The following is a 25,156-nucleotide window of genomic DNA, read 5'->3' as shown; positions in this document are numbered from 1 at the left end:
GGATCAAACCAAAATCAAAAGGAATTGCAGTATTTGATCCACATCATGACGGATACGCAAGACTTCGTTATTATTTTGATATAAGTGATACAAGAAAAACAAATAAATATCGTCCGGTTCCTATATGGTCAATGAAATCAGAATATGAAAAAGATGTTATTGACACATTGGTGAACCATTTTGGTGTAGAAGAAACAAATAATTTATCTTTAGCAGACGCAATTATTCAAGCCGCTGATACGATTGTTGAAGAAGGAATTGGAGATTACTTTTCAGAATTAAAGTATTATGTCAAAGATACTTTTCTAGAGGAATTAGATGAACTCAATTTACAGTTGGTCTATACAAGCCTTTTAAAAAGCAGTATTTCTTATGCTGCTCTTACTCGATGTGGCATTGAAGCAGATGACTATATCAGTGATGACGCATTACGATTGGTAGCACAATTTAACTCTCAACAAGCACTCAATGCAATTGGTGTTCCTACACGAGATATGGCACAAATGCTCATTGGTGAGATTAGAAAAACTGTATTAGAATGTATCCGAAATCAAAATCGCACATTTGAATTGGATCAATTACCGTTATACAATGAGCCTGAACAAAAAATACCAAACATAGAAAGGAGTCAGGAAAATGAAACTAGAATACATTCCAATGGGAGAACAATTGATTCCCAACTTAACACTCAAGGACGAAGGGAAAATCACGCTTGGGAAATACGCCTTGATGAGAAAACATTATCTCAAAGAACATCGTCCGATACAATTCACAAATTATTTGACAACACAGACACTCAATCAACACTTGATGGAGATCGACCAGATCGCCACACAACGACACGATCTACTGCTCGAACAGATGATGAAACAACAAGGAGTGAACGAAGCGTTGAAAGAATCCAATCAGATGGAATGGATTCAAAAGATGAACAGTATCGAGGAAACGATTCACGAAATTCTCCGTCAAGAACTGATTTACGATTAGAAGAAACACAAAGTACAGGTAATCCATTTGGAATACCTGCTTTTTTATCTCAAGAAACCTTTGAAAAATTATTAAAGAGGGATAAATTTCATGCTCATAAAAACAAAGACATTATTGCTGTATTTGAGTTATTTGAAAACCAAGAAAAACGTATCGCTTATGTGAAAGAATCTTTTAAAAAGATGTATATAGAAGAAATCATTTCAGATACTCGTTACGGTTATTACAATGATACTGAGAAAGATGTATTAAGAGTATGGAAAGGTAATTACAGCAATACTGAATTTAAAGCCGATCTATCATGGGAAGATGTAACCCGATTTATAGAGGATATGATCGACAGAAATGTATTTTTATCCATTCCATTAAAACCGTTACTTTCTTCTGATGAACAACAATTAAATCTTTTTGATTTAGAACCAATTGAACCTGCTCAAAAAGAACATACGCCTAAGATTTTCCAAATGCCACAATCAGCCATTGATACGGTGCTTAGCGATGATATGAATATAAGAGATTTAAAGATTCGAGTTGCAGCATTCCTTTCTCACGATCGACCTTTAGAAGAAAATGCGGCATTTATAAAAGAAATGTACCGTAAAGGATATGCAGGTTTTATTCAACAAAATCGTCATATTTCAGTACAATGGGATCAAACAGGAATGATGATGACTTGGGGAAAAGGTATTATCAACTCCTTTGAACATCAGTTATTTTCTTGGGAAGAAGTCGCAAAAGGAATTCGCCGATTGTTAGATACCGGACGTTATTTACCTCAAGAAGAATTAAACCAGTTATCTGAATATGAATATCGTCAAGGTGCCCAAATGCTTTGGTATATGGCACAAGACATGAGCGATGAAGCCGATGAAAAGTATATGCTGCCAAAAGAATATCATTTTCAACAAGGTTTTCCTAATGATACAAAAGAACTTGCTGCATTACTGCATGACAACGATTTTTTACAACGTACCATTGAATATTTAAAAGAGTTTAGTAATGCCTATCGTCATGACCATGAACTCATGCGATTTAAATTGTATAATCCAATCAAAGTATTATCATTTATTGAACATTTAGATGATCATCGCTTATCCTTTAGCGCACCACAATATCAATTATTAGAATCTAATTACTTTATTACACAGGACTATATTGATCATGTGATTTGCCGACATACAGATGCTAAATACAAATTATTATCTTATTTTAGCCAACATACTGATGTAAAAGAACGTGTTCAGTTTATTAAAAATGAATGGGGAATCAGTGGTTCAAATTCCTACTCTGCCGATGGAAAAGGTATCAAGATACTCTATGGAGATTCAGTAACAAAACCAAAAGCTTTCTTCTTTATGAAATGGAAAGAGGTTGAACAAAGAATTTCTTACCTTATCCGTCGCAATCAATTTTTAACACCGGAAGAAGAATTAGGAAAAAGTCATTATGAAAGACAACAAATTGCAAATGCTATTCACTCTTTCTTTTATCGACTCCCGTTTTCTAATCTTAGACCATATATGGTAAATGAATTTTATCACTTTGATTCAGATAACTTAGCAATAGCATTACGCAACGATGATAATGTAAAGCATATCTTAGATTTAATGAATATAGCATTAGAAAATACAGCAGATATTGATGAAAATTATCAAAACATGAAAGATATTTTTCAAAAGGTTCAACAGTATTATTTAGGTACTTACAGTGCTTTTAATGAAAGAAAAGAAACACAAAATAAAGTTTATACCCCTATCCTAGATACACAATTTAGCCTTGCAGTTCGTTTAAATTCATTTTATAAGGAGCATGATCCTTATGAATACAATGATAACAGTCATTCAAATGAAGAAGAAAATATCCAAAACTTCATAGATTCTTTTCATGATGTTGGTGCGTTGGTCGATACCATAAAACACTTAAACCTTTTGATTGATGAAAGTGATGATATAGAAGAAAAAGGCTCTGCAATTATGCTTCGTGAAGAATTGTCCATGCTTTATACTTTTCGACACGAAAATGAACTGATCGATAAAAATGAAATCAACTTCTCTTTTGCAAGAAACAATTTTTCAAGTACCCCACGATACAACACAGGTGATATGGTTTTCTTTTCTTCCTATGATGAAACATACTATGGTACGATCGAACTGATTGATGATGAAAATATTGTTTTGAATCTATATCAAGGAACAGAAACGATCGATCCAATTGATGTAACACTTGAAAGAAAATGGCTTGATACTGTAATTCGTCAGGATCTGAGAAATCAATATCTATATGATAAAGATAAAGTCATGTATCAAAACGATCACTTTGAAACTGTTCAAGAAGTTGAAAGCAGTATTCTTATTTATCAAACAGTGGCAATAGAAAACTATGAACAGCTTCATAAAATCGCTCCCCTTCTTTTCGAACATCAAAGTGATTACATGGCTTTTCAACATACAAAAGAAAATAGACTGTTGGAATTTTTTATTGAAAACAATCAACTTGTGATGGAAGAACATAATCATGATGATGTTTTGTTATCAAGTTATACACTAGCAATCGACGATGTCGATCATCTATTAAATATTCGTGAATATATCATTGACGGGAAATCTTATCAGTTAGCATTAACTGATGGTGAGCCTGACGATTACGAAGAAGAACTACAACTTAATGAAATGGTTCAAAATTATATACAAACATTGAACTACCAAAACTATCGCTTTTCAAAAGGAAGAATTGATGATAATGGTATTCAAATTGATTTTGAATTTGATAAACATGGAAATATGGTAAGTTTTAGTGGAAGTGATATACAGTTAGAACAATTTAAACAACGGTATTTAAAAACTCCACTCTCCTCTCTTTCCTCACTCATTCCAAAAGAAACATTAGAAATTCAAAAGATAGACACATCAAATTCTTATACAGAAGTTGAACAAGAAAGTGATGATTTAGTTTCTGATAAAGATAAGGAAACAACAAAAACAGTTGAGATTTTACCTGCTCAAAAAGAAACAGAGCTGAAAGTTAAACAAGAGCCACCTCAATCGACATCACAGTTTTCTTCTCATAAATTACTTCCTCAGTATGAAGATCATGAGCGAAACAATTTTCACATTACCAACATGGAATTGGGAGTTGGAGGTCCAAAAGCAAAATATCAAGCTAATATCCATGCTATTCGCTTATTAAAACAGTTGGAAAATGAAGGTCGTTTAGCAACAACAGAAGAACAAGAAATCTTGTCCCAATATGTTGGTTGGGGATCGCTTGCCGATGCCTTTGATGAAACAAAAGAAAATTGGAAACAGGAATATCAAGAATTGAAAGAACTATTAACAGATGAAGAATACAAAGCAGCCAGAGAATCAACTTTGACTGCTTTTTTTACACCGCCTATCGTGATACAAGCCATTTACAAGAAACTCAATGATATGGGACTTGTCGAAGGAAATATTTTAGAACCATCATGTGGTATCGGTAACTTTATTGGTATGCAGCCGAAGGAAATGAATTGCAATTTCTATGGTGTTGAACTTGATACGATCTCCGGACAGATCGCAAAACAGCTTTACCAAAAAGAAATCGTTGCAATCCAAGGATTTCAAGATTTAGATATTCCTAATCATATCTTTGATGCAGTCATAGGAAACGTCCCTTTTGGGCAAATTCCAATCTTTGATCCACAGTACAAACAAAATAATTTTATGATTCATGATTATTTCTTTGCTAAGGCATTAGACAAAGTCAAAGTCGGTGGTGTCGTGATCTTCATTACTTCTCATTTTACAATGGATAAGAAAAACAGCAATGTAAGAAGATATATTGCTCAACGAGCAGATCTGTTAGGGGCAATTCGTTTACCAGACAACACTTTTACTGCCAATGCGGGAACAAAAGTAACCAGTGATATTTTAGTTTTGCAGAAACGAGAAAGACCTTATGTGCATGAACCCGAGTGGTTGAATGTAGAAAGCAATGACAATGGTTTGACAATGAACGCTTATTTTGTCAATCACCCACACATGATACTTGGTAAAATGGTAGAAGAAAGTTCCCCTTATGGAAAAGCATTTACCTGTAAAGCCATAGAAGGACAATCTTTATCGACTCAACTTGAACAAGCATTTTCACATATCACTGCTCAAATTGACCAACGATCTGTTCTTTTTGTTGATGAAGAAGATCACTCTATTCCAGCTGATCCAAATGTACGAAACTTTAGTTTCTGTGTATCTGATGGAAAATTGTATTATCGAGAAAACAGTCGAATGTATCCGCATGAAACAAACAGAACAGCTGAAAATCGAATACGAGGACTGATTCAAATTCGTGATTGTTTGCACGAATTGATTGAAATGCAGACCAAAGGTTTTCGTCATGAAGATATTGCAGCATTACAAAAAGAACTCCATATGCACTATGATATGTTTACTTTAAAGTATGGACTGATCAATGACAATGCTAATAAGCGTGTGTTTCAAGAAGATGCTTCTTATGGACTGTTATGCTCATTGGAAGTGTTAAATGAAGATAAAACATTAAAACGAAAAGCCGATATTTTTGATAAACAGACGATACGACCTAACAAAGAAATTCATTCTGTGGAAAACGCCGATGAAGCACTAACAGTCAGCATGGCGGAAAAAGGACGTGTTGATTTAAAGTATATGTCAGATTTATCAAAACTGTCTGAAAAACAATTGATTGAAAACTTAAAAGGCGTGATTTTCCGTAATCCTAGACTTCTTGATCAAGATGGCAATCCTGTATATGAAACTGCTGATGAATATTTAAGTGGAAATGTGCGTGAAAAGTTAGTCTTTGCAAGACACGTCGCAAAACAAAATCCTGAGCTTTATACGATCAATGTCAAAGCCTTAGAACAAGTGCAGCCTGAACCTATCAAAGCCGGAGATATTAGTGTACGTTTGGGAAGTACATGGATACCAAAGCATTATTACGAAGAATTTATGTATCAACTCTTGGATACTCCTCAATGGAAACAGAAAAATATTAAAATACTTTATGTTGCTGCTACCCAAGAATGGACAATTACAAGAAAAGGATTAGATTCTAGTATAAAATCAAATAAAACTTATGGAACAAATCGAATCAACGCATATAAGATCATAGAAAATACGCTTAATCTTAGACCTTGTAAAATATTTGATAAGGTGTTAGATGACGATGGAAAGGAAAAGCGTGTACTGAACAAAAGAGAAACTGCTATCGCTCAAGATAAACAAGAAATCATCAAACGAAACTTTAATGAGTGGATATGGAAAAATCCTGAGCGTCGTGAAGATTTATGCCAAATTTACAATGAACAATTCAATTCCATTCGAAATAGAACATATGATGGAAGTCATTTAACACTTGCAGGAATGAATACGGATATTCAATTAAGACCACATCAGTTAAATGCGATTGCTCGTGTGCTATATCATGGTAATACATTGCTTGCCCACTGTGTTGGTGCAGGTAAAAGTTTTGAAATGATTGCATCTGGAATGGAAAGCAAACGGTTAGGTTTGTGTAAGAAACCCATCTATGTAGTGCCAAACAATATCATTGGTGATTTTGCTTCTGATTTCTATCGCTTGTACCCAAGTGCGAATATTTTAGTATCTACCAAAGATACATTTTCAAAAGCCAATCGTCATAAATTTTTCTCTAAAATCTCAACTTGTGAGTGGGACGGAATCATCATTGCCCATAGTCAGTTTACCAAGATGCCCATTTCCCTTGAACGTCAACAGGTTTTGATTGAACAACAAATCAAGGATATTAGTGAAGGAATACGCCAAGTAAAAAACGATAACGGTGAAAATTTCACCATCAAGCAGTTAGAAGCAATGCGAAAAAAGATGGAAGAACGATTGAAAAAGCTCAATGATCAATCAAATAAAGATGATATTTTATGCTTTGAACAGTTAGGGATTGATATGATGTTTATTGATGAGGCTGATATTTTTAAGAATTTATTTATCTATTCCAAGATGACAAACGTATCTGGTATTTCGCAAACCGATTCACAAAGAGCTTCCGACTTATTTGCCAAAACACAATATCTCAATGAGATTACAAATAATCGAGGTGTTGTCTTTGCGACAGGAACACCTGTTTCTAACAGTATGGCTGAGCTTTATACAATGCAGCGTTATCTTCAATATGATTTATTAAAAGCAAAAGGATTAGAGTCTTTTGACGCATGGGCTTCCACATTTGGAGAAACAACCACTGCAATGGAATTAACACCTGATGGCACAAAATTTCAATTAAAAACTCGCTTTGCCAAGTTCTTTAATCTTCCTGAACTGATGACCATGTTTCGAGAAGTTGCAGACATACAAACTGCCGATATGCTTGATCTTCCAACTCCAAAGGCAAATTATAAAGTTATATCTGTACCTGCTAGTCCCGAACAAAAAGAAATGATTCAGTCTTTAGGTGAAAGAGCGGAACAAATCAAAGGCGGTAATGTTGATCCACATATTGATAATATGTTAAAAATCACTTCTGATGGAAAGAAACTAGCCCTTGAGCAGCGATTGATCAATACCTTATTACCAGAAAATAAAGAGAGCAAAGTAATGGCTTGTGTCAATAATGTGTATGAAACTTGGAAAGATACGAAAGAAAATCTTTCTACTCAACTGATTTTTTGTGATATGTCTACTCCAAAAAACAGTTCAAAAAATATCAATGAAGAAAGCATTACTAACGAAACAGAGCCGATATTTACAAGTGTATATGAAGATATAAAACGTAAACTTGTAGAGCGTGGCATTCCAAGTCATGAGATAGCATTCATTCATGATACAAATAATAATGAAGTTTTACGAAAAGAATTGTTTGCGAATGTACGCTCTGGAAAGGTGCGAATTTTGATTGGATCAACAAGCAAAATGGGTGCAGGTTCTAATATGCAAGATAGAATTATTTCACTTCATGATCTTGATTGTCCTTGGCGTCCACGAGATTTAGAGCAACGCTCTGGTCGTGCAATTCGTCAAGGAAACATCAATCCCGAAGTCAATATCATTCGATATGTTACCGAAGGAACCTTTGATGCTTATATGTTCCAAACAATAGAAAAGAAACAATCCTTTATTTCACAAGTCATTACAGGGAGAGTTGTGCAGCGTTCGATGGACGAAGTTGATGATATGTCTATGCGTTATGCTGAAATCAAAGCAATCGCTTGCGGTGATCCTAAGATTATGGAACGATGTAATTTAGATATAGAAGTTAATAAGCTCAATGACTTGAAATCTAATTATCTAAATCAAAAATATGAATTACAAGATAATATTTTAAAAAGATTGCCACGTGAAATGACACGAATACAAGAAGAAATTTCAGGATTAAAAGAAGATATTATCTTGAAAAATCAGAATCCATTATCAGAAAATGATGAGTTTATCGGAATCGAGTTGGACGGTGTTTCGTATAAAGATAAAGCAGAAGCAGGAACCATGCTCATTGAACTAGCACGACAAAATCCAACGGAAAATCTTGTCTATATTGGAAAGTATCGTGATTTTTCACTCTACACTCATTTTTCTATGTTAGCAAAGGAATGTTGTTTGACGATAAAAAACAAGTCTAGTACAACGATTACTTTAGGAACAGATAAACTAGGAAATTTTTCTCGTATGAATAATGCTTTGAAAAATCTTGATAAAAGATTAGTTGAAGCTGAGCATGAACTCCAACGCTTAACAAATGAATTAAGAACTTCAAAAATTGAATTTGAGAAACCTTTTATTTATGAAAATGAATTAAATGAAAAAACAAAACGCTTGGCACAATTAACGATGGAATTAAAATTAGATGAAAAAGATCCTGATATTATAGATGATACAGAGATCGATCCAGCAAAAGAAAAGATTACAGAAAGAGCATTAGCACGATAAATGAATGTCTATCGCACATTTGTTTCCATCAAAATATCTTTTTATAATGATGGCAAGGAGGAATGGTATCATGGAAAATTATGATCAACTGCTTGCCTATCTTTGTACTAGACTAGAACATTTTGATAATGACTGCGTAACTTTTTTAAGAAAGCATTCAAAAAAATATGTAGAAACCGAACAAAAAATGAATGAAATCTTAGAACACACTGCAATCAAAAATTTCCTTATCAATGAGGATAGTATCTATCTAACTGAAGAAGAACACAAATTATTTATAAGATATATGGGATTAGAAAATTACCTTTATACTTTAGAAAATGCAGTCATCTATTTGCTAGGTTGTCATGATACAACGATATTGCAAAGCATATTTCATGAATTTAAAAATGAAAAAGAATCAATGTTTCAAAAAACAGAAGAACAATAAACGAAAGATCACAAGTGAAAAAACATTTGTGATTTTTCAATTTTATGGAGGTGTTTATGATAAAACATATCAAACCAAAGGATTTAGCAGAAATAAAAAAGATAGATCTGTTGACCTATTTAGGCAATTATCAACCCGATCGATTAAAGAAAATATCACATGATACCTACTGTATTAAAGACCATGAGAGCCTGCATATTTCAAATGGCTTATGGCACTGGCAGTCAATGGGCATCGGAGGACGAAGTGCATTGGACTTTTTAATGAAGGTGGATAACTACTCTTTTTTAGATGCAGCTGAGATCTTATTACAAAAAACAAAAGCAAAAGAGCCTGTTTATGTTGCCTATTCAGCAAAGGAAGAAAATAAAAAACTTCACCTTCCTACTCCATCTTCTACCAATGAAAAAGCAATTTGTTATCTTGTAGAACGTGGAATTGATGAAGAAATCATTCAAGACTGTATCAATAATCATGTCATTTATGAAAGCAAATATATCAATCCAAATACTAAAATCATATATACACATGTAACTTTTATTGGCTACGATAAACAAAATCATATCCCAAAGTATGCCAATATACGAAGTGTTGAAAATGATTTTAAAGGCGATGTCTATGGCAGTGATAAACGGTTTTGTTTCTCTATTCAACCTCATATTTTATCAAAAGAGTTGCATATTTTTGAGTCAGCCATTGATACTTTATCTTACGCAACATTATTAAAAATGAATGGAAAGGATTATCGAAGTATTCATCTTTTATCATTAGGTGGGGTTGCGATTCCACGAAAAGATACAACAGAGGATTTAAAATTACCGGTTGCCTTGACACAGTATCTTGAAGATTTTCCAGAAATAAAAAGTCTTGTACTTCATCTTGATAATGATAAAGCAGGACGACTTTCTGCGAAAAATATTCAGAAAAAATTATGGTACATGGATATAAAAGATTGTATTTCTTGTTATGGAAAAGATGTAAATGATGAGTTGATCGTGCGATTAGGAAAACAAATTCAATCGAAAAATCAACAAAGAATGATGCAAGAACGATGATGGGAGGTGCTACAATGATAAAGAAAATCGAAAAAGAAATTAAAAAATTGGAAATATTGAAAGAACAAAAAATAAACAAACGAAACCAACTTGATGAAGAATTATCAGAGATAACAACGCAGTTAAAAGAACTTTATTCATTAAAAAATCAGTATGAAAAACTGCAAAATAGTACACTTCACTTCTTTGAAAAAAGTGAAACAAGCTGATTTCTTTTTGAGGTGGTCATATGCACATGCCCTTACATTCGTGTAGAGGGATTGTGCTATACACTATACCAGCAAGCACTGGATACGGATAGCCACAAGGCTACTCCTATCCTTTTTCTAGGGATAATCCCTAGTACCCTTTCTTATTTATATTGCGGAAATTGGATATATGAGAACTTTTTTCATTGCGGAAATTGGAGGTTTTTGTGATTTTTTTATTGCGGAAATTGGACATATATTATTGCTGTTATTTTATTTTTTGGGTATAATATTTTTGTGGAGGTGTTAAACCTATATGTTTAAAAGAAAAATATATTCAAAAATTAAGGAATGGAAAAGTAGTTCTGATGGGAAAACAGCATTATTGATCGAAGGGGCAAGACGTGTAGGAAAATCAACAGTTGTAGAAGAATTTGCAAAAAATGAATACGCAACTTATATTCTAATTGATTTTTCGACAGCTTCAAATACTATAAAAGAATTATTTGAAGATATGTCCGATCTAAATTATTTTTTTCTACAACTTCAGTTACAATATCATGTTGAATTGGAAACGAGAAAATCAGTTATCATCTTTGATGAAGTTCAATTATGTCCAAAAGCAAGACAAGCAATTAAGGCATTAGTTAAAGATGGAAGATACGATTATATAGAAACCGGATCTTTGATCTCTATAAAAAAGAATGTAAAGGATATTTTAATTCCAAGTGAGGAAAGAAAACTTCAGATGCACCCAATGGATTATGAGGAATTTTTATGGGCTCTTGGTGATTCAACGACAATGAAATTATTAAAAGGTGTCTTTGAATCTAAAAAGTCATTTGGCGATCAATTAAACAGAAAGTTATTACGAGATTTTAGACTTTACATGCTTGTTGGAGGTATGCCACAAGCAGTGCACGAATTTATAACCACAAATAACTTCAAAAAAGTAGATGATGTAAAAAGAGATATTATCAATTTATATGAAGATGATTTTAGAAAGATTGATTCAACAGGACGATTAGCAATGCTATTTGAAGCAATCCCCTCACAGTTAAATAAAAATGCAAAAGGTTTTCAAACTAAAAAAGTATTAAATTCTTATAAAACAACAGATACCACTATTTTAAGTTTAGTATCAGAATTAAAAGACTCTAAAGTAGTATCGGTTGCATATCATGCAAATAATCCAGATATTGGTTTATCGGCATATAAAGATTTAAATCAATTTAAATTGTATATGGCAGATACTGGCTTATTTGTAACTTTACAATTTAAAGATAAGGATTTTACAGAGAATATCATTTATGAAAAATTATTGAATGATAAGTTAGCAACAAATTTAGGCTATCTTTATGAAAATGCAGTTGCACAAATTTTAACCGCAACAGGAAATGATTTATTTTATTATACTTTTTACCAACAAGAACAAAAAAGAAATTATGAGATAGATTTTGTAATTTCAAAAAGAAATAAGATATGTCCAATTGAGGTAAAATCCTCAAGATACAAAGTTCATGCTTCTCTTGATGTATTTTATGAGAAATTTTCTGATCGAATATTAAATCGCTATATTATTCATACCAAAGATGTATCTAAAGATAAGGATATTTTATGCCTACCAATTTATTTGACACAGTTTATTTCCCAAAAAGAAGAAAATTAAAACAAACATAACGAGGCTAAAACAGTTTACAATGCTATCTTACACAAATTTTATCCTTCATCTATTCCTATTCAAATTCGTGTTGAAGATGATGCTATGTATATAAGTAATGATTGCGTCTTTCCAAGTGATTGGACAAAAGACAACCTAATGCGTCGCCATGCATCAAGACCATATAATCCAAATATTGCTAATACATTTTTTAGAGCGGGCTATGTGGAAGTTTGGGGAAGAGGTATTCAGAAAATATGTGAAGCATGTGGTGAACTTGGAGCACCTATGCCTGAATACGAAATTACGTCTGAGTTCATTACAATCAGTCTAAAAGCTCTTAATAATAAAAAACGAGATGTCGGTCTAGATGTCGGTTTAGATGTCGGTTTGGATGTCGGTTTGGAAAATAAAATATTAAGTATTATTCGCTCAAACCCTCAAATAACACAAAAAGAAATTGCTATACATTTATCAGTAACAGAGCGTACAGTTCAAAGAATTTTTAAGAAGTTAAGTAAGGATAAAACTATTGAACGAATTGGAGGAAAACGCTTCGGTCAATGGATTATCAAAAAATAATTTAAAATATCATTAGCAAAAATTTAGTAAAGTAACAGAAAAGTAATCTAAAAAAAGAAACTCATAAATATAAGAGAGGAGTTGAACGTCGATGACTACAATAAGAAGTGAATTCTTTAGAAATGATTTTATTCAAGCACTTATAAATTTTTCTAATGGTAGAATATCAGAAGATGAAGCTAACAACATAGCAAATAAAAAGTTACGTTTAACTGATTTTTCTGATGACAGTCCTTTAGCCCACAAAGGTCCTAGATGGCTTGCAAAACGTATTGTTGGATCAATGAACTTTGAATAGAAATTATTAAGTAAAGTTATAAGGAAGTCGCTCAAATTGAGTGGCTTTTTCTTAAAAAAAAGAAATGTAATGTTAAAGAAAAGAACTTCTAAAAAAACAATCGAAAAAATGAGCCAAAAATTGAGCCCAAAAATGAGCCGAAAAGTGAGCCGAAAAATTTATTGACTCAAAAATAACAAAATAATTGATTTATATGAGCCGGAACTATATTCGGCTCTTTTTTACGTTATTCACGCATTGACATTATGAGTGATGTTTATGTGTGTTGTGGTAATTAAATACGCTATGCAAAAGAAAGCGAGGTTGATCCTTGATGAACAATGATATTTTTGAAGATATGTTTGATCTTTTGAAATGTGAATATCTATCAGATTTACATTTTAAAGACATACAAGTATTTCAAAAACTAAAAACAAGCAATTATGAAAACTATACACTGCTTAACTTAAAAGACTTTTTTCAATATGTATTTCAAATAGAAATTCATAGTTATGAAGATATTAAAAAATTTTTAAATCAAGAAACAATGGAGGAAACAAAATGAGAAAAAGAAACATTTCAGTTATCACTAGACTGAATAAAAAAGAACAACAACATTTAAAAGCGATGGTCAAAAGATCTGGTTTATCTCAAGAAGCCTATATTCGTCATCTGATAAATGGTGTCATTCCTAACGATGCTCCATCACCTGATTATTTTAGTATGATGAAAGAACTTCATGCGATTGGTAATAACTTAAATCAGATTGCATCGAAAGCACATCGCTTAAATGTGATTGATGTTCAGGAATATGACAAAGCAGTTCGTCTGTTTGAAAAAACAGTAAAAGATATTACGAACGCTGTTATCACACCTAGAAAATATTGATATGGCTACTACTGCAATTTGGAAAGTGAAAGGCTGGTTAGGAAAAGTTTTGATCTATGCAGAAAATCCTGAAAAGACAGATAATCCTGCTTTTTACCAAAATGATAATTTAACCCAAGAGGAAAAACAAGGACTGCATGATGTTATCCATTATGCAATGAGAGAGGAAGCAACCACTTCCACTACTCTACAAGAACGATTTGTCAGTGGTGTGAATTGTTCACCAAACACCGCAAGAGAAGAAATGCTCGCAGTAAAAAATCGTTATGGGAAAAACGAAGGTATCGTTGCATTTCATGGGTATCAATCTTTCGCAGAAAATGAAATCACTCCAGAAATGGCACATGAAATTGGTGTAAGGTTAGCCAATGAATTATGGGGAGATCGTTTCCAAGTAATTGTCGCAACACACTTAGATAAAGAAAAGCATTTGCATAATCATTTTGTCTTAAATTCAGTTTCTTTCATTGACGGATACCGATACAACGATTGTAAAGCTACCTATCAAAAAATGCGTGATACTTCAGATCGATTATGCAAAGAATACAATTTATCTGTCATTGAAGATCCAAAAAGAAAACAGTCAAAACATTATGCTGAATGGAAAGCTGAAAATGATGGTGTTCTTACTGCACGAGGTATGATTAAAAATGATATAGATGAAGCAATTGCGACTTCCATTAGTGATAAACAATTTTTCTATAAGCTAAGAGAAAAAGGTTATTACATTAAACAAGGAAAAGACATTACCGTTCGTCCTATTGGAAAAGAAAGAGGAATCAAGATTGCTCGTCATTTTGGTGAAGCATACACTTATCAAGCTATTTGTCAAAGAATATTAGCCAATCCACTGCCTACTCAAAGAAAAACACCAAGTATGAAAAAATCTGTCCATGTACTAAGACTGCATGGCACTTTGTCAAAACAAAGGAAAATCGGTGGTCTGAGAGGTCGTTATCTTTATTACTGTTTTAAGTTAGGAATTTTACCTAAAAACAATTCCATTTCCCCTGCAAGAATGCACTTCTTATTAAAAGAAGATATACGGAAAATGGAAAATATCAGTCAGGAAACAAAGCTGCTTTGTGTCAATAAAATTGATACTTCTGAGCAGCTTTTTTCATATCAATCACAAAAGAAAGAAGAAATGCAAGACCTTATGACAACTCGCAAACATCTTCGTTATCGTTTAAGAAGAAAAACACTAACTGAAGAAGAAAAGCAAGAGTTAAAACATGAGATTGCAGATCTTTCTAAACAGATTGAAGCATTACGAAAGGAGGTGATACTGTGCGACGATATTGCCGATCGTTCGCAAGTGATCAAAGAAAAAATAGAAATTATCCAACAAAATGAACAACCAAAAAGAAAGGAGGAAAAAGTCAATGAACACAGGCGGAGAAGCAGCTGATCAAGTCATTCGTATTTCTTTAAATGGAATGGAAGTTGCGGCTAAAATAAGTGGAAAAGCAGCACTTGAAATTGCCAATATGCTCTATGCAGTAATGAAAGATCAAAAGAAAACCAAAGGCAAGACAAGATTAGAAAACCTGATTAGTACAGGAAAACCTTTATCAGTGTTTACTTTAAAATCTAGTGATCTTGCTAGTTTTCAAAAAGAAGCCAAGAAGTATGGAATCTTGTATTATGCAGTGCGTAATCAACGTTCCAACTTTGATGGCATGGTGGATATTATGGTAAAAACCGAAGATTCATCACGTATCAATCGTATTGTTGAACGCTTTAAATTATCTGATGTCAGTCAAACGGCTCAAGTTAAGACAGATATTGAAAAAACAAGAGCTACGAAAAAACAAAAAGCAGAACAGGAAATTGTCCGTCCAACCAAATCACCACAAACGATTCAAAAGGAAGAACAAGAACTGTCATCACTGCAAAAAGAGGAAAACAGTGTAAACCCCAAAGTGGCAAAGACGACAAAATCCCGTCCGTCCGAGCCTATCTTCAATCCTGTCGTGGAGGGTACTAATGACAAACAAGAAAAGCCCAGTGTACGTGCTGAGTTAAAACAAATCAAAAAGGAATTAGAAAAAGAAACGACACTCAAAGACAAAGACAATGTGAAAGTGAACAAGAAACAAATGCTCCCGAAACATCAACAACCCAAAATCAAAAAGAAAAGAACAAAGGAGAGATAACATATGAGTAATTTTGATGATATTTTTATGGCTGCTGCAAAACAGCGTGAAGAAGAAAAAGAGAATTTTATTAAAGAAAGCAAGGAAAATCGTGAGAAATGCTATCAAATGGCAGATGATAAAGCCAAAGAAATTGCGACAAGCGGTACACAGTTACAAGCCTATTTAGATACTCAGGTAAAATTTCCTATGCACACACCTAACAATGTCTTACTGATCATGCAACAACGACCAGATGCAATCCAAATCGGTGATTCGAAATATTGGAAAGAAAAACATCTTTTTGTAAAAAAAGAAGAACTAGGAAATCCTATTCTCATTATGGAACCGGGGGAAAAATATACAAGAGAAGATAACAGTGTAGGAACGTATTATAATGCGAAAAAGAATTATGATATTACGCAAACAACCGCTAAATATATCAATCGTCAAGATCGTTCTTATGACATCAATGAACTGATTACAGCGATTGCGAAAAACTCCCCTATTCCATTTAACCAAGTTGGTGCAGCTGAATTACCAGAAGGCAAAGGCGCTCTCTACGATCCACAAATTGGCGTGATCAACTTAAGACAAGGAATGGAAAATGGGACTGCAATTTTTCAAGTTGTTACGATGGAACTATCCCATGCATTACTTGCACAAGGAAATCCTGACTATGACAGAAATGTCAATGCACTTACTGCTTTTGCATCATCTTATATGCTTTGTAAAAAATATGGTGTTGATACCAAAGCCTATCATCTTAGTGAAATGAATTCTATTTTTCCGGATATGGAACCCAATGAAATCAAGCAAGAACTTTATACGATTAAAAGAACTGCCAATGATCTTGTTCAAAAATTAGATAAAGATTTAAAGCGTCAAAAAGCACCGATTGAAAAATCACATGAAGCAAGATAGGTATTTGTTATGAAAGAGCCTATCTATACACTTCGATTAAATCGGTTTGAATATGGTGCTATATTCAATTCACTGAATGATAAACGAAATGAACTTATTGCTAATGAACAAGATACAGAACTTGTTGATAACGCATTATTGAAAGTTATTGAAGCCAAAGAACGATGCAAAGGTCGTGATCGCAGTGAAGGAAGATAAGAATGAAACATATCTTGTTCTTTTTCTTGCCGGAGTGATTCCTGTTGTTTGGTTAGCATTGTTATTTGCACCTTATCTTTATGGTGGTTTATCTAATAACTTTTCACAACTCACATTTGCACTTAATCACCCTTTTCAAATTCAATGGGTTAAGGATAGTCCCCGCACTATCCTTTTCTTTTTGGGAATTTATGCAATGGGGATTGCCATATACTACTCCACTAAGAAAAATTACCGACGTGGAGAAGAACATGGATCTGCAAAATGGGGATCGGTGAAAAAGGTCAATCAAAAATATGCCAGTTCAAAAACAAGTGATGATAAAATTTTTACCCAAAATGTTCGTGTCAGTTACAACAGCAGAAAACATCGAAGAAATTTGCTTTCTATGGTAGTGGGTGGTTCTGGTGCTGGTAAGACAAGATTTTATGCCAAGCCTAATTTACTGCAAGCTAACACTTCTTTTGTCGTACTAGATCCAAAAGGAGAACTCACTCGTGATACTGCTTATATGTTGGAAAATCTAGGATATGAAATTCGTGTTCTTGATTTAATCAACATGGATAAGTCATACTGTTACAATCCCTTTGCTTATCTTAGAACAGATAATGATGTACAGAAATTAGTAACAAATCTCTTTAAGGCAACAACTCCCAAAGGTTCGCAAAGCCAAGATCCGTTTTGGGATACAGCTGCTAGTATGTTACTGTTATCGTTGATCTTTTATCTTAAATATGAAGCACCTGAAGATGAACAAAATTTTCCGATGGTTATGGAAATGCTTCGTGCTGGCGAAGTCCACGAAGATGATGACTATTATCAATCTCCACTAGATCAGTTGTTTTATCGTTTGGAAATGCGAGAGCCTGATCATATCGCAGTGAAGTATTATAAAGACTATCATTCCGGTTCAGCGAAAACTTTAAAAAGTATTCAAATCACACTTGCGGCTCGATTAGAAAAATTCAATCTTGAAGCAGTCGCTAAACTGACCGCAACCGATGAACTTGACTTTACTTCCTTAGGAGAACGAAAAGTTGCATTGTTTGCGATTATCCCAGATAACGATACTTCCTTTAATTTTCTTATCAGTATGCTATATACCCAACTGTTTCAACAGTTGTTTTGGTTAGCAGATACCGTTTATCAAGGGACATTGCCTGTTCATGTTCATCTGCTTATGGACGAATTTGCCAATGTGAGTTTACCTGATGACTTTGATAAGATACTTTCTGTCATGCGTTCAAGAGAAGTATCCGTATCCATCATTCTTCAAAATATGGCACAGTTAAAGGCTTTATTTGAAAAACAATGGGAAAGCATAGCAGGCAATTGTGATGAGTTTTTATATTTAGGGGGAAATGAGCAAAGCACCCATAAATATGTATCTGAGTTGTTAGGAAAATCTACGATTGATACGAATACCTATGGGAAAAGTACAGGACATAGTGGCAATTATTCAACCAATTATCAAAATACAGGACGTGAACTATTAACGCCTGATGAAGTGCGTATGTTGGATAATGAACTGGCAATTTTATTTATTCGTGGCGAACGACCGATCATAGATAAAAAATATGACATTATGAAACACCCTCATATTGATATGACTCCAGATGGACATGGAAAGGAATATCATCATGGTGTTGTAAGTGAAGCAGTCGCAGCAATAACTTTTACAAAAGATCTCTCATCTGCAAAAGAAATAGAAACAGAAGAAACGTACATTCTTTTGAGTGATGAAGAAATTGAAGAAATACAAAATAGACAATCAAACAGCAATTAACTTCTTTATAAAAAATTGCTTTATCAGGTGGAGTTGGCAAGTATAGATATACAAGATAACTCCACTTTTTATTTATGAAAACAATAGAAATATGGAGGAACTAATGAAAATGAAACATTTAAAAATGTCAAAAAAGATGAAATGTCTTTTTACTGTTTATGCAGTTTTGGTTTGTTGCATGACATTTGGTGCATTACCTGTCTATGCAGCAGATGATCCACTTACCGTAGTCAATAATCTAAGTGATTTTATCTTTGGATTGATTCGTGCAGTGGGCATGATTTTATTAGGTTTTGGAATCGTACAAATTGGTCTTTCTTTAAAGAGCCACGATGCCAGTCAAAGGGCGAATGGGTTTTTAACACTTGCAGGAGGTGTAATTATTACCTTTGCAAAAGAAATCTTAAATATCATCACAGGCGGATAAGAAAGTGGAAAAACAAAAGAAATATCAAGTCATTTATGCTGATCCACCTTGGAAATATTATGTCTATTCCAAAAAAGGACTAGGAAGAAGTGCAGAACATCATTACCCTACGATGTCGATTGATGAAATTAAAAAGTTGCCCATTCAAGAGATTGCAGAGAAAGACTGTATGCTTTTTTTATGGGTAACTTTCCCTACTCTTTTAGAATCTTTTGAAGTCATTCGTGCTTGGGGATTTCAATATAAAACAGTTGCTTTTGTTTGGATCAAACAAAACAAAAAAAGTGATGGTTTATTTTGGGGTATGGGCTATTGGACAAGAGCAAATGCAGAAATATGCTTGCTTGCAACCAAAGGACACCCTAAGCGAGTATCCAAAAGAGTACATCAAGTTGTCATATCTCATATCGAAGAACACAGCAAAAAACCAAATGAAGTGAGAAACCGAATTGTTGAATTGACCGGTGATGTGCCACGCATTGAATTGTTTGCTCGTCAGACATATGAAGGTTGGGACGCATGGGGAAATGAAGTACAAAGTGATATTGCATTTGACAAAGAGAATGGAGATGATGAAATTGGAATCGGATAATTGGATTGTACAAAACCTGCAAAATGCACTAGATACATGGAACGAAAAACTAGCAGAAATATGGCAGATCATTACGCAATCCCCTGAAAATTTTAAAGGTGGTGGCATATGGGACGTTATCGTACAGATCAATGGTGCATTGATGGCAATCGGACTTGCACTGCTTGTTTTATTTTTTGTGATTGGTGTTATGAAAACCTGTGGCTCTTTTGCGGAAGTAAAGAAGCCTGAACACGCCCTTAAAATATTCATTCGTTTTGTGTTGGCTAAAGCAGTCGTAACCTATGGACTAGAACTGATGATGGCAGTATTCAATATTGTGCAAGGCGTTGTATCAACGATTATGAATGCTGCCGGTTTTGGTGGTGCTACACAAACAGTGCTACCACAGGAAATGGTAAGTGCGATTGAAGATGTAGGATTTTTTGATAGTATTCCGTTATGGGCAGTAACGCTCATTGGTGGATTATTTATTACAGTATTAAGTTTTGTCATGATCATGAGCGTTTACGGACGCTTTTTTCGTTTGTATCTTTATACAGCAATCGCACCGATTCCTCTTTCCAGCTTTGCTGGAGAGCCAACGCAAAATGTTGGAAAATCATTTTTAAAATCATACACTGCTGTATGTTTAGAAGGTGCGATCGTTGTATTAGCGTGTATCATCTTTTCTTTATTTGCAACCTCACCACCAGTAGTAGATACAAGTGCAGCAGCTATTACGCAAGTATGGAGTTATATAGGTGAAATTGCGTTTAATATGCTTGTGCTTGTTGGTGCAGTGAAGATGAGCGATCGAGTTGTTAGAGAAATGATGGGAATATAATTTAGAAAAGGAGTTTATATCATGAAGAATAATAAAAATGAAATCAATATAGAAGATTTTGGTTTTATAAAATATGGTGAATTTTACCATGATGTTCATATTCATCTTGTAAATGGCGAAATATTAACAACTTTGGAAAATGAAGATCTACCAGAAAACAAAACGATATTTCATGAATTTAGAAATACAAAAAATTGCTTTCTTAATATTGTTGTAGGAATAGATGGTTTTGCCTCTATTCCAAAAGATAAGATTCTTTATATAACAGTATGCAATGTGCGTAAGATTTAATTTTCTAGTTAGGAATGATTCATTAAAAATCAACAACAAACTTATCAAGGAATTACTCTAGGGTAGTTCTTTTTCTTATTATGGAGGAGTTTATGGAAGTAAAAGTAAATAAAGAAATACGAAATTATACAGAGTCCATGTATTTTGGACTTTCCTTAAGACAATTTATTTTTTCAATATTAGCCTGCGTATGTGCCGTAGGTTTTTATTTTATCTTTAAACCTTATTTTGGTTTGGAAACATTGTCATGGTTATGTATTCTAAGTGCTGCTCCTTTTGCGGCACTTGGATTTATTAGCTATAACGGTATGACTGCCGAAAAATTTATATGGGTATGGTTAAAGTCAGAAGTCCTGATCCCTAAACAAATCAAATTTGAAAGCAATAATTATTATTGGGAATGTATCCAACCATTTTTAGAAGAAAAACGCAAGGAGGAGTTGAAACATGATTAAGACGCTTTCTTCAATTAACAAACAAGAAAAAGAAAAATTTAAAATACCGAAAAAGGTACAACATATTATCCCTATTGAAACCATATGGAAAGATGGCATATTCAAAGTAGGCAAAAACAAGTTTTCTATGACTTATAAATTTACGGATATTAACTATGCGACCGCTTCTCGTGAGGACAAGGAAGCCATGTTTTTGGAATATTCAGAATTGTTAAATTCGTTTGATAGTGGCGCTACAACTAAGATTACGATTGCCCTTAGACGATTAAATCAGATAGATTTTGAAAAAGAAATCTTACTGCCTTTAAAAGAGGATCGTTTTGATATTTATCGCAAAGAGTATAATCAAATGTTACTAGATAAAGCGATGGGAACAAATGGTATGGTGCGTGAAATGTATGTAACTATATCTGTATTTAAAAAGAGTTATGAAGATGCAAGAACTTACTTTCGTCGAGTAACAACAGATTTAACTTCTCATTTTGCACGATTGGGTGCCAGATGTACCCCACTAGATACCACTGAACGACTTCGTATCTTACATGATTTTTACCGTTTAGGTGAAGAAGTCAATTATACAATGGATTTAGCAAGGCTCATGAAACGAGGACATGATTTTAAAGATTATATCTGTCCTGATAGTTTTGAATTTAAAAAAGATCATTTTAAAATGGGAAATCGTTATGGACGAGTTTTATTTTTAAAAGATTATGCTAGTTATATCAAAGATAATATGATTGCGGAACTAACGGATATGAATCACAATATGATGATGTCCATTGATGTGATTCCAATTCCTACCGATGAAGCAGTACGAGAAGTTGAAAATCGTATATTAGGTGTAGAAACAAATGCGACAAATTGGCAAAGACGACAAAATGCAAATAATAACTTCAGTGCTGTGCTTCCTTATGATTTAGAACAACAAAGAAAAGAAACGAAAGAATTTTTAGACGATTTAACCACAAGAGATCAAAGAATGATGTTTGCAGTTTTAACCTTTGTATTAACTGCGGATACAAAGAAACAACTTGATACTGATACCGAAACTCTACAAACGATTGCACGAAAACATCTTTGCCAAATCGTACCGTTGCATTTTCAACAAATGGACGGTTTGAATACGGTATTACCAATCGGAGTGAGAAAAATTCATGCCCTTCGTACTTTAACAACAGAAAGTTTAGCGGTGCTATGCCCTTTTAGGGTACAGGAAATTATGGATAAGAATGGAATTTATTACGGTGAAAATGCCATTTCTCATAATTTGATTATGGTTAATAAAGAAAATTTATTAAATCAATCGGCCTTTTTACTTGGTGTTCCCGGTGCCGGAAAATCATTCAGTGCAAAAGAACTGATCGTCTTTTTAGCCCTTGCGACCAATGATGACATCTTAGTCTGCGATCCCGAAAATGAGTATAGTTCTTTAATAAAAGCATTAGGTGGAGAAGTAATTCATATTGCCGCTGGAAGTGATGATCATATCAATGCTTTGGATATGGTAGAAGGCTATGGTGATGGAGGAAATCCAATCGTCGATAAGTCTGAATTTGTTTTATCTTTATTTGAGCAGTTAGATAAAAAAGGACTTGGATCAAAAGAAAAATCAATCATCGACCGTTGTGTAGCTTATGTCTACGAAGATTATCAAAATGGTGGAAAACTTCCAACTTTATGTGTTTTAAGAGAAAAATTGTTAGAACAACCGGAAAAGGAAGCAGAAAGTCTAGCTTTATCTTTAGAATTATTTACGAACGGATCATTAAATGCGTTTGCTCATAAAACGAATGTTGATACGAACAATCGTATCATCGTATATGACATCATGGACTTAGGTAAACAGTTAAAGACAATGGGATTATTGGTCATTACTGATGCGATGATCAATCGTGTAACAGATAACTGGCGTAAAGGGATTCGTACTCACTTGTTTATTGATGAATTTCATGTTGTTTTTGAAAATGAATATTCAGGTGCATTCTTCAATAGTGCATGGCGAAGATTTAGAAAACGAAATGCATATCCAACAGCCATTACACAAAATGTTGAGTATTTATTAGATTCCGTATTAGCAAGTACGATGTTATCGAACAGTGAATTTGTTGTGATGTTAAATCAAGCACCACAAGACCGTCAAAAACTTGCGAAACTGTTAAATATATCTGATGAGCAGATGTCGTATATTACCAATGCCGATGCAGGTTGTGGACTGATTAAGTACGGAAGCTCATTAGTCCCATTTATCAATCGTTTCCCTAAAGATACGCTACTCTATCAGTTAATGACAACCAAGCCAACAGATACCCATCATCAAAACAAAGGAGTGAAATAATCTATGGAAAATAAATCATTAGCCGAATATGAAAATATCAAGGAGTTCTTAGAACTTCTTGATTATCATGGCATGAACAATGAAAAGAAGCAGTTAGAATTTATTATTGAATATGTGGACAGTGCTGAAAGACAATTCAATGAAGTTTTACAAGAATTAAAAGATGTTAGAAATGAACTCAATACGATTCAAAGTAAAACGATCAAGGCAACTGCAATACGAGCAGTGGACAATATAACCGATAAAGTTAAGTCGGCTAAAAATACATTGCTTGATATGAAACACCAAATTAAAAATACCATTGATAAAGGACTAAAAGAATTTAAAGAAAAAGGCAAAGACGCTCTCACTTCAACAATGAAAAAGTTAAATATCAAAGGTATGCTGCAAACGATGAAAAACAGTTTTGATCATATCAATCAACAGGCAGATAAAGAAATCGATCATCTTACAAAGTTGGGTGATGAAATTCATGCGGTCAATCATCATTTTAAAAATATTGGTCATGTGATTATGGGAAAACAAGTTCCTAGTGTAAATCCTAGAGATAGCAACAAAGGTATGATCAGTCATGTTCAAAATGCTTTGTTTCATGTCATGGATAAAATGACAACCCTATCTCAAAAAACACAACATGGAATTGAAAAGATAGAAAAACGAGAAACAGAGTTCAAAGAAAAATATTCAGTGAAACAATCCTTGCATGAAATCAAGAAAAATATGACATCTGCCAAATCATCATACAAAGAAATCAATCATGAACGAGGGTAGAGCTTATGCTCTCCCCTATTTTTTAGGAGGAATACAACATGAAAATACAGTTTAAATCAAAAGAACATAAAATGTTTTATGAAAACATGATGAAGCAATGTTCAAAAAACGATTCTTATCATCGTTCTTTATTCTATACACTGGGTATTAGTCAAGATTGTCGAAAACATATACAAGATTTATATGATGTTCATAATGATAAGATTGTACTTGATGGACTTCATCAAGATTGGCAAACATCAGGTTCTATGCGTACCACACTGCTTGCTTTTAATCTTTGGAATGGTTTTACATTAGAAAATACGGTAGAAAGTACACCTTATGATTTGTTTCAATCAGAGGATTGTACTTTTTATTTTGAGGCAGTCAAAGTAAGGTATCCTGAGTATTGTCGTGAACATCAAAATCAATTAAGAGAAGAACGATAATT

Annotated in this window: 23 protein-coding genes; all 23 read left to right on the top strand. The window is 33.5% G+C overall.

Annotated elements, in window-relative coordinates; all coding sequences use genetic code 11:
• Nucleotides 1–636: 636 nt before the first annotated feature.
• The 23 genes from DW761_RS21850 (at nucleotide 637) to DW761_RS09735 (ending at nucleotide 25,154) form a co-directional block, all read left to right on the top strand.
• Nucleotides 637–987 (top strand): TnpV protein, encoded by a 351-nt coding sequence (locus DW761_RS21850; protein ID WP_082401695.1) that lies wholly within the window; start codon nucleotides 637–639, stop codon nucleotides 985–987.
• Nucleotides 915–8,903, top strand: coding sequence for a helicase-related protein (locus tag DW761_RS09840; protein ID WP_158553781.1), 7,989 nt, complete (start codon nucleotides 915–917; stop codon nucleotides 8,901–8,903). The genes DW761_RS21850 and DW761_RS09840 overlap by 73 nt, the downstream gene beginning before the upstream one ends.
• Nucleotides 8,904–8,973: 70 nt before the next feature.
• A complete protein-coding gene (locus DW761_RS09835; protein ID WP_117454883.1) occupies nucleotides 8,974–9,333 on the top strand; it encodes a hypothetical protein in 360 nt (119 codons plus the stop codon).
• Between the two features lie 56 nt (nucleotides 9,334–9,389).
• Nucleotides 9,390–10,388: a DUF3991 domain-containing protein gene (locus DW761_RS09830; protein ID WP_207732762.1), complete on the top strand. Its 999-nt coding sequence runs from the start codon at nucleotides 9,390–9,392 to the stop codon at nucleotides 10,386–10,388.
• Nucleotides 10,389–10,402: 14 nt separating this feature from the next.
• The gene (locus DW761_RS09825; RefSeq protein ID WP_054322378.1) at nucleotides 10,403–10,597 is read left to right on the top strand and encodes a hypothetical protein; all 195 of its coding nucleotides are present in this window, start codon (nucleotides 10,403–10,405) and stop codon (nucleotides 10,595–10,597) included.
• A 295-nt stretch (nucleotides 10,598–10,892) separates the two neighbouring features.
• Nucleotides 10,893–12,245: an ATP-binding protein gene (locus tag DW761_RS09820; protein WP_054322377.1), complete on the top strand. Its 1,353-nt coding sequence runs from the start codon at nucleotides 10,893–10,895 to the stop codon at nucleotides 12,243–12,245.
• A 36-nt stretch (nucleotides 12,246–12,281) separates the two neighbouring features.
• Complete coding sequence (locus DW761_RS09815) at nucleotides 12,282–12,818, top strand: ATP-binding protein (protein WP_317286378.1); 537 nt, start codon at nucleotides 12,282–12,284, stop codon at nucleotides 12,816–12,818.
• A 91-nt stretch (nucleotides 12,819–12,909) separates the two neighbouring features.
• Entirely contained in the window at nucleotides 12,910–13,116 is a 207-nt protein-coding gene (locus tag DW761_RS09810; RefSeq protein WP_054322375.1) for a hypothetical protein, read from the top strand.
• Nucleotides 13,117–13,429: 313 nt separating this feature from the next.
• Entirely contained in the window at nucleotides 13,430–13,660 is a 231-nt protein-coding gene (locus DW761_RS09805; RefSeq protein WP_054322374.1) for a hypothetical protein, read from the top strand.
• Nucleotides 13,657–13,983, top strand: a complete 327-nt coding sequence (locus DW761_RS09800; protein WP_054322373.1) for a plasmid mobilization protein — start codon at nucleotides 13,657–13,659, stop codon at nucleotides 13,981–13,983. The genes DW761_RS09805 and DW761_RS09800 overlap by 4 nt, the downstream gene beginning before the upstream one ends.
• A gap of 1 nt (nucleotide 13,984) precedes the next feature.
• Nucleotides 13,985–15,394: a relaxase/mobilization nuclease domain-containing protein gene (locus DW761_RS09795; RefSeq protein ID WP_117454733.1), complete on the top strand. Its 1,410-nt coding sequence runs from the start codon at nucleotides 13,985–13,987 to the stop codon at nucleotides 15,392–15,394.
• Nucleotides 15,369–16,142 carry a PcfB family protein gene (locus DW761_RS09790; RefSeq protein WP_054322371.1) on the top strand — a complete coding sequence of 258 codons (774 nt, stop codon included), beginning with the start codon at nucleotides 15,369–15,371 and terminating at the stop codon, nucleotides 16,140–16,142. The genes DW761_RS09795 and DW761_RS09790 overlap by 26 nt, the downstream gene beginning before the upstream one ends.
• Nucleotides 16,143–16,145: 3 nt before the next feature.
• On the top strand, nucleotides 16,146–17,045 hold the full coding sequence (locus DW761_RS09785) for a hypothetical protein (protein WP_054322370.1): 900 nt from the start codon (nucleotides 16,146–16,148) through the stop codon (nucleotides 17,043–17,045).
• Nucleotides 17,046–17,054: 9 nt separating this feature from the next.
• Nucleotides 17,055–17,243 (top strand): hypothetical protein, encoded by a 189-nt coding sequence (locus DW761_RS09780; protein ID WP_054322369.1) that lies wholly within the window; start codon nucleotides 17,055–17,057, stop codon nucleotides 17,241–17,243.
• A complete protein-coding gene (locus DW761_RS09775) occupies nucleotides 17,230–19,029 on the top strand; it encodes a VirD4-like conjugal transfer protein, CD1115 family (protein WP_117454732.1) in 1,800 nt (599 codons plus the stop codon). The genes DW761_RS09780 and DW761_RS09775 overlap by 14 nt, the downstream gene beginning before the upstream one ends.
• A gap of 109 nt (nucleotides 19,030–19,138) precedes the next feature.
• Entirely contained in the window at nucleotides 19,139–19,456 is a 318-nt protein-coding gene (locus DW761_RS09770) for a glutamyl-tRNA amidotransferase (RefSeq protein WP_178695077.1), read from the top strand.
• On the top strand, nucleotides 19,437–20,048 hold the full coding sequence (locus tag DW761_RS09765; RefSeq protein WP_054322367.1) for an MT-A70 family methyltransferase: 612 nt from the start codon (nucleotides 19,437–19,439) through the stop codon (nucleotides 20,046–20,048). Before DW761_RS09770 ends, DW761_RS09765 begins: the two co-directional genes overlap by 20 nt.
• Nucleotides 20,029–20,874 carry a hypothetical protein gene (locus DW761_RS09760; protein ID WP_117454735.1) on the top strand — a complete coding sequence of 282 codons (846 nt, stop codon included), beginning with the start codon at nucleotides 20,029–20,031 and terminating at the stop codon, nucleotides 20,872–20,874. The genes DW761_RS09765 and DW761_RS09760 overlap by 20 nt, the downstream gene beginning before the upstream one ends.
• Nucleotides 20,875–20,895: 21 nt before the next feature.
• Nucleotides 20,896–21,165 (top strand): hypothetical protein, encoded by a 270-nt coding sequence (locus DW761_RS09755; protein WP_054322366.1) that lies wholly within the window; start codon nucleotides 20,896–20,898, stop codon nucleotides 21,163–21,165.
• Between the two features lie 92 nt (nucleotides 21,166–21,257).
• Nucleotides 21,258–21,620, top strand: a complete 363-nt coding sequence (locus DW761_RS09750) for a PrgI family protein (RefSeq protein WP_117454731.1) — start codon at nucleotides 21,258–21,260, stop codon at nucleotides 21,618–21,620.
• On the top strand, nucleotides 21,613–23,955 hold the full coding sequence (locus DW761_RS09745; RefSeq protein ID WP_117454730.1) for a VirB4-like conjugal transfer ATPase, CD1110 family: 2,343 nt from the start codon (nucleotides 21,613–21,615) through the stop codon (nucleotides 23,953–23,955). The genes DW761_RS09750 and DW761_RS09745 overlap by 8 nt, the downstream gene beginning before the upstream one ends.
• Before the next feature lie 3 nt (nucleotides 23,956–23,958).
• Entirely contained in the window at nucleotides 23,959–24,726 is a 768-nt protein-coding gene (locus tag DW761_RS09740; RefSeq protein ID WP_054322365.1) for a DUF6674 family protein, read from the top strand.
• Nucleotides 24,727–24,764: 38 nt separating this feature from the next.
• The gene (locus DW761_RS09735; RefSeq protein WP_207732764.1) at nucleotides 24,765–25,154 is read left to right on the top strand and encodes a DUF6075 family protein; all 390 of its coding nucleotides are present in this window, start codon (nucleotides 24,765–24,767) and stop codon (nucleotides 25,152–25,154) included.
• Nucleotides 25,155–25,156: the final 2 nt, after the last annotated feature.

Origin of the sequence: Absiella sp. AM29-15 (assembly GCF_003434225.1) — a bacterium.
GTDB lineage: Bacteria > Bacillota_I > Bacilli_A > Erysipelotrichales > Erysipelotrichaceae > Hoskinsella > Hoskinsella hominis.
Note: the sequence above shows the minus strand (reverse complement) of the source record. Positions and strands in the feature narration are given on the sequence as shown.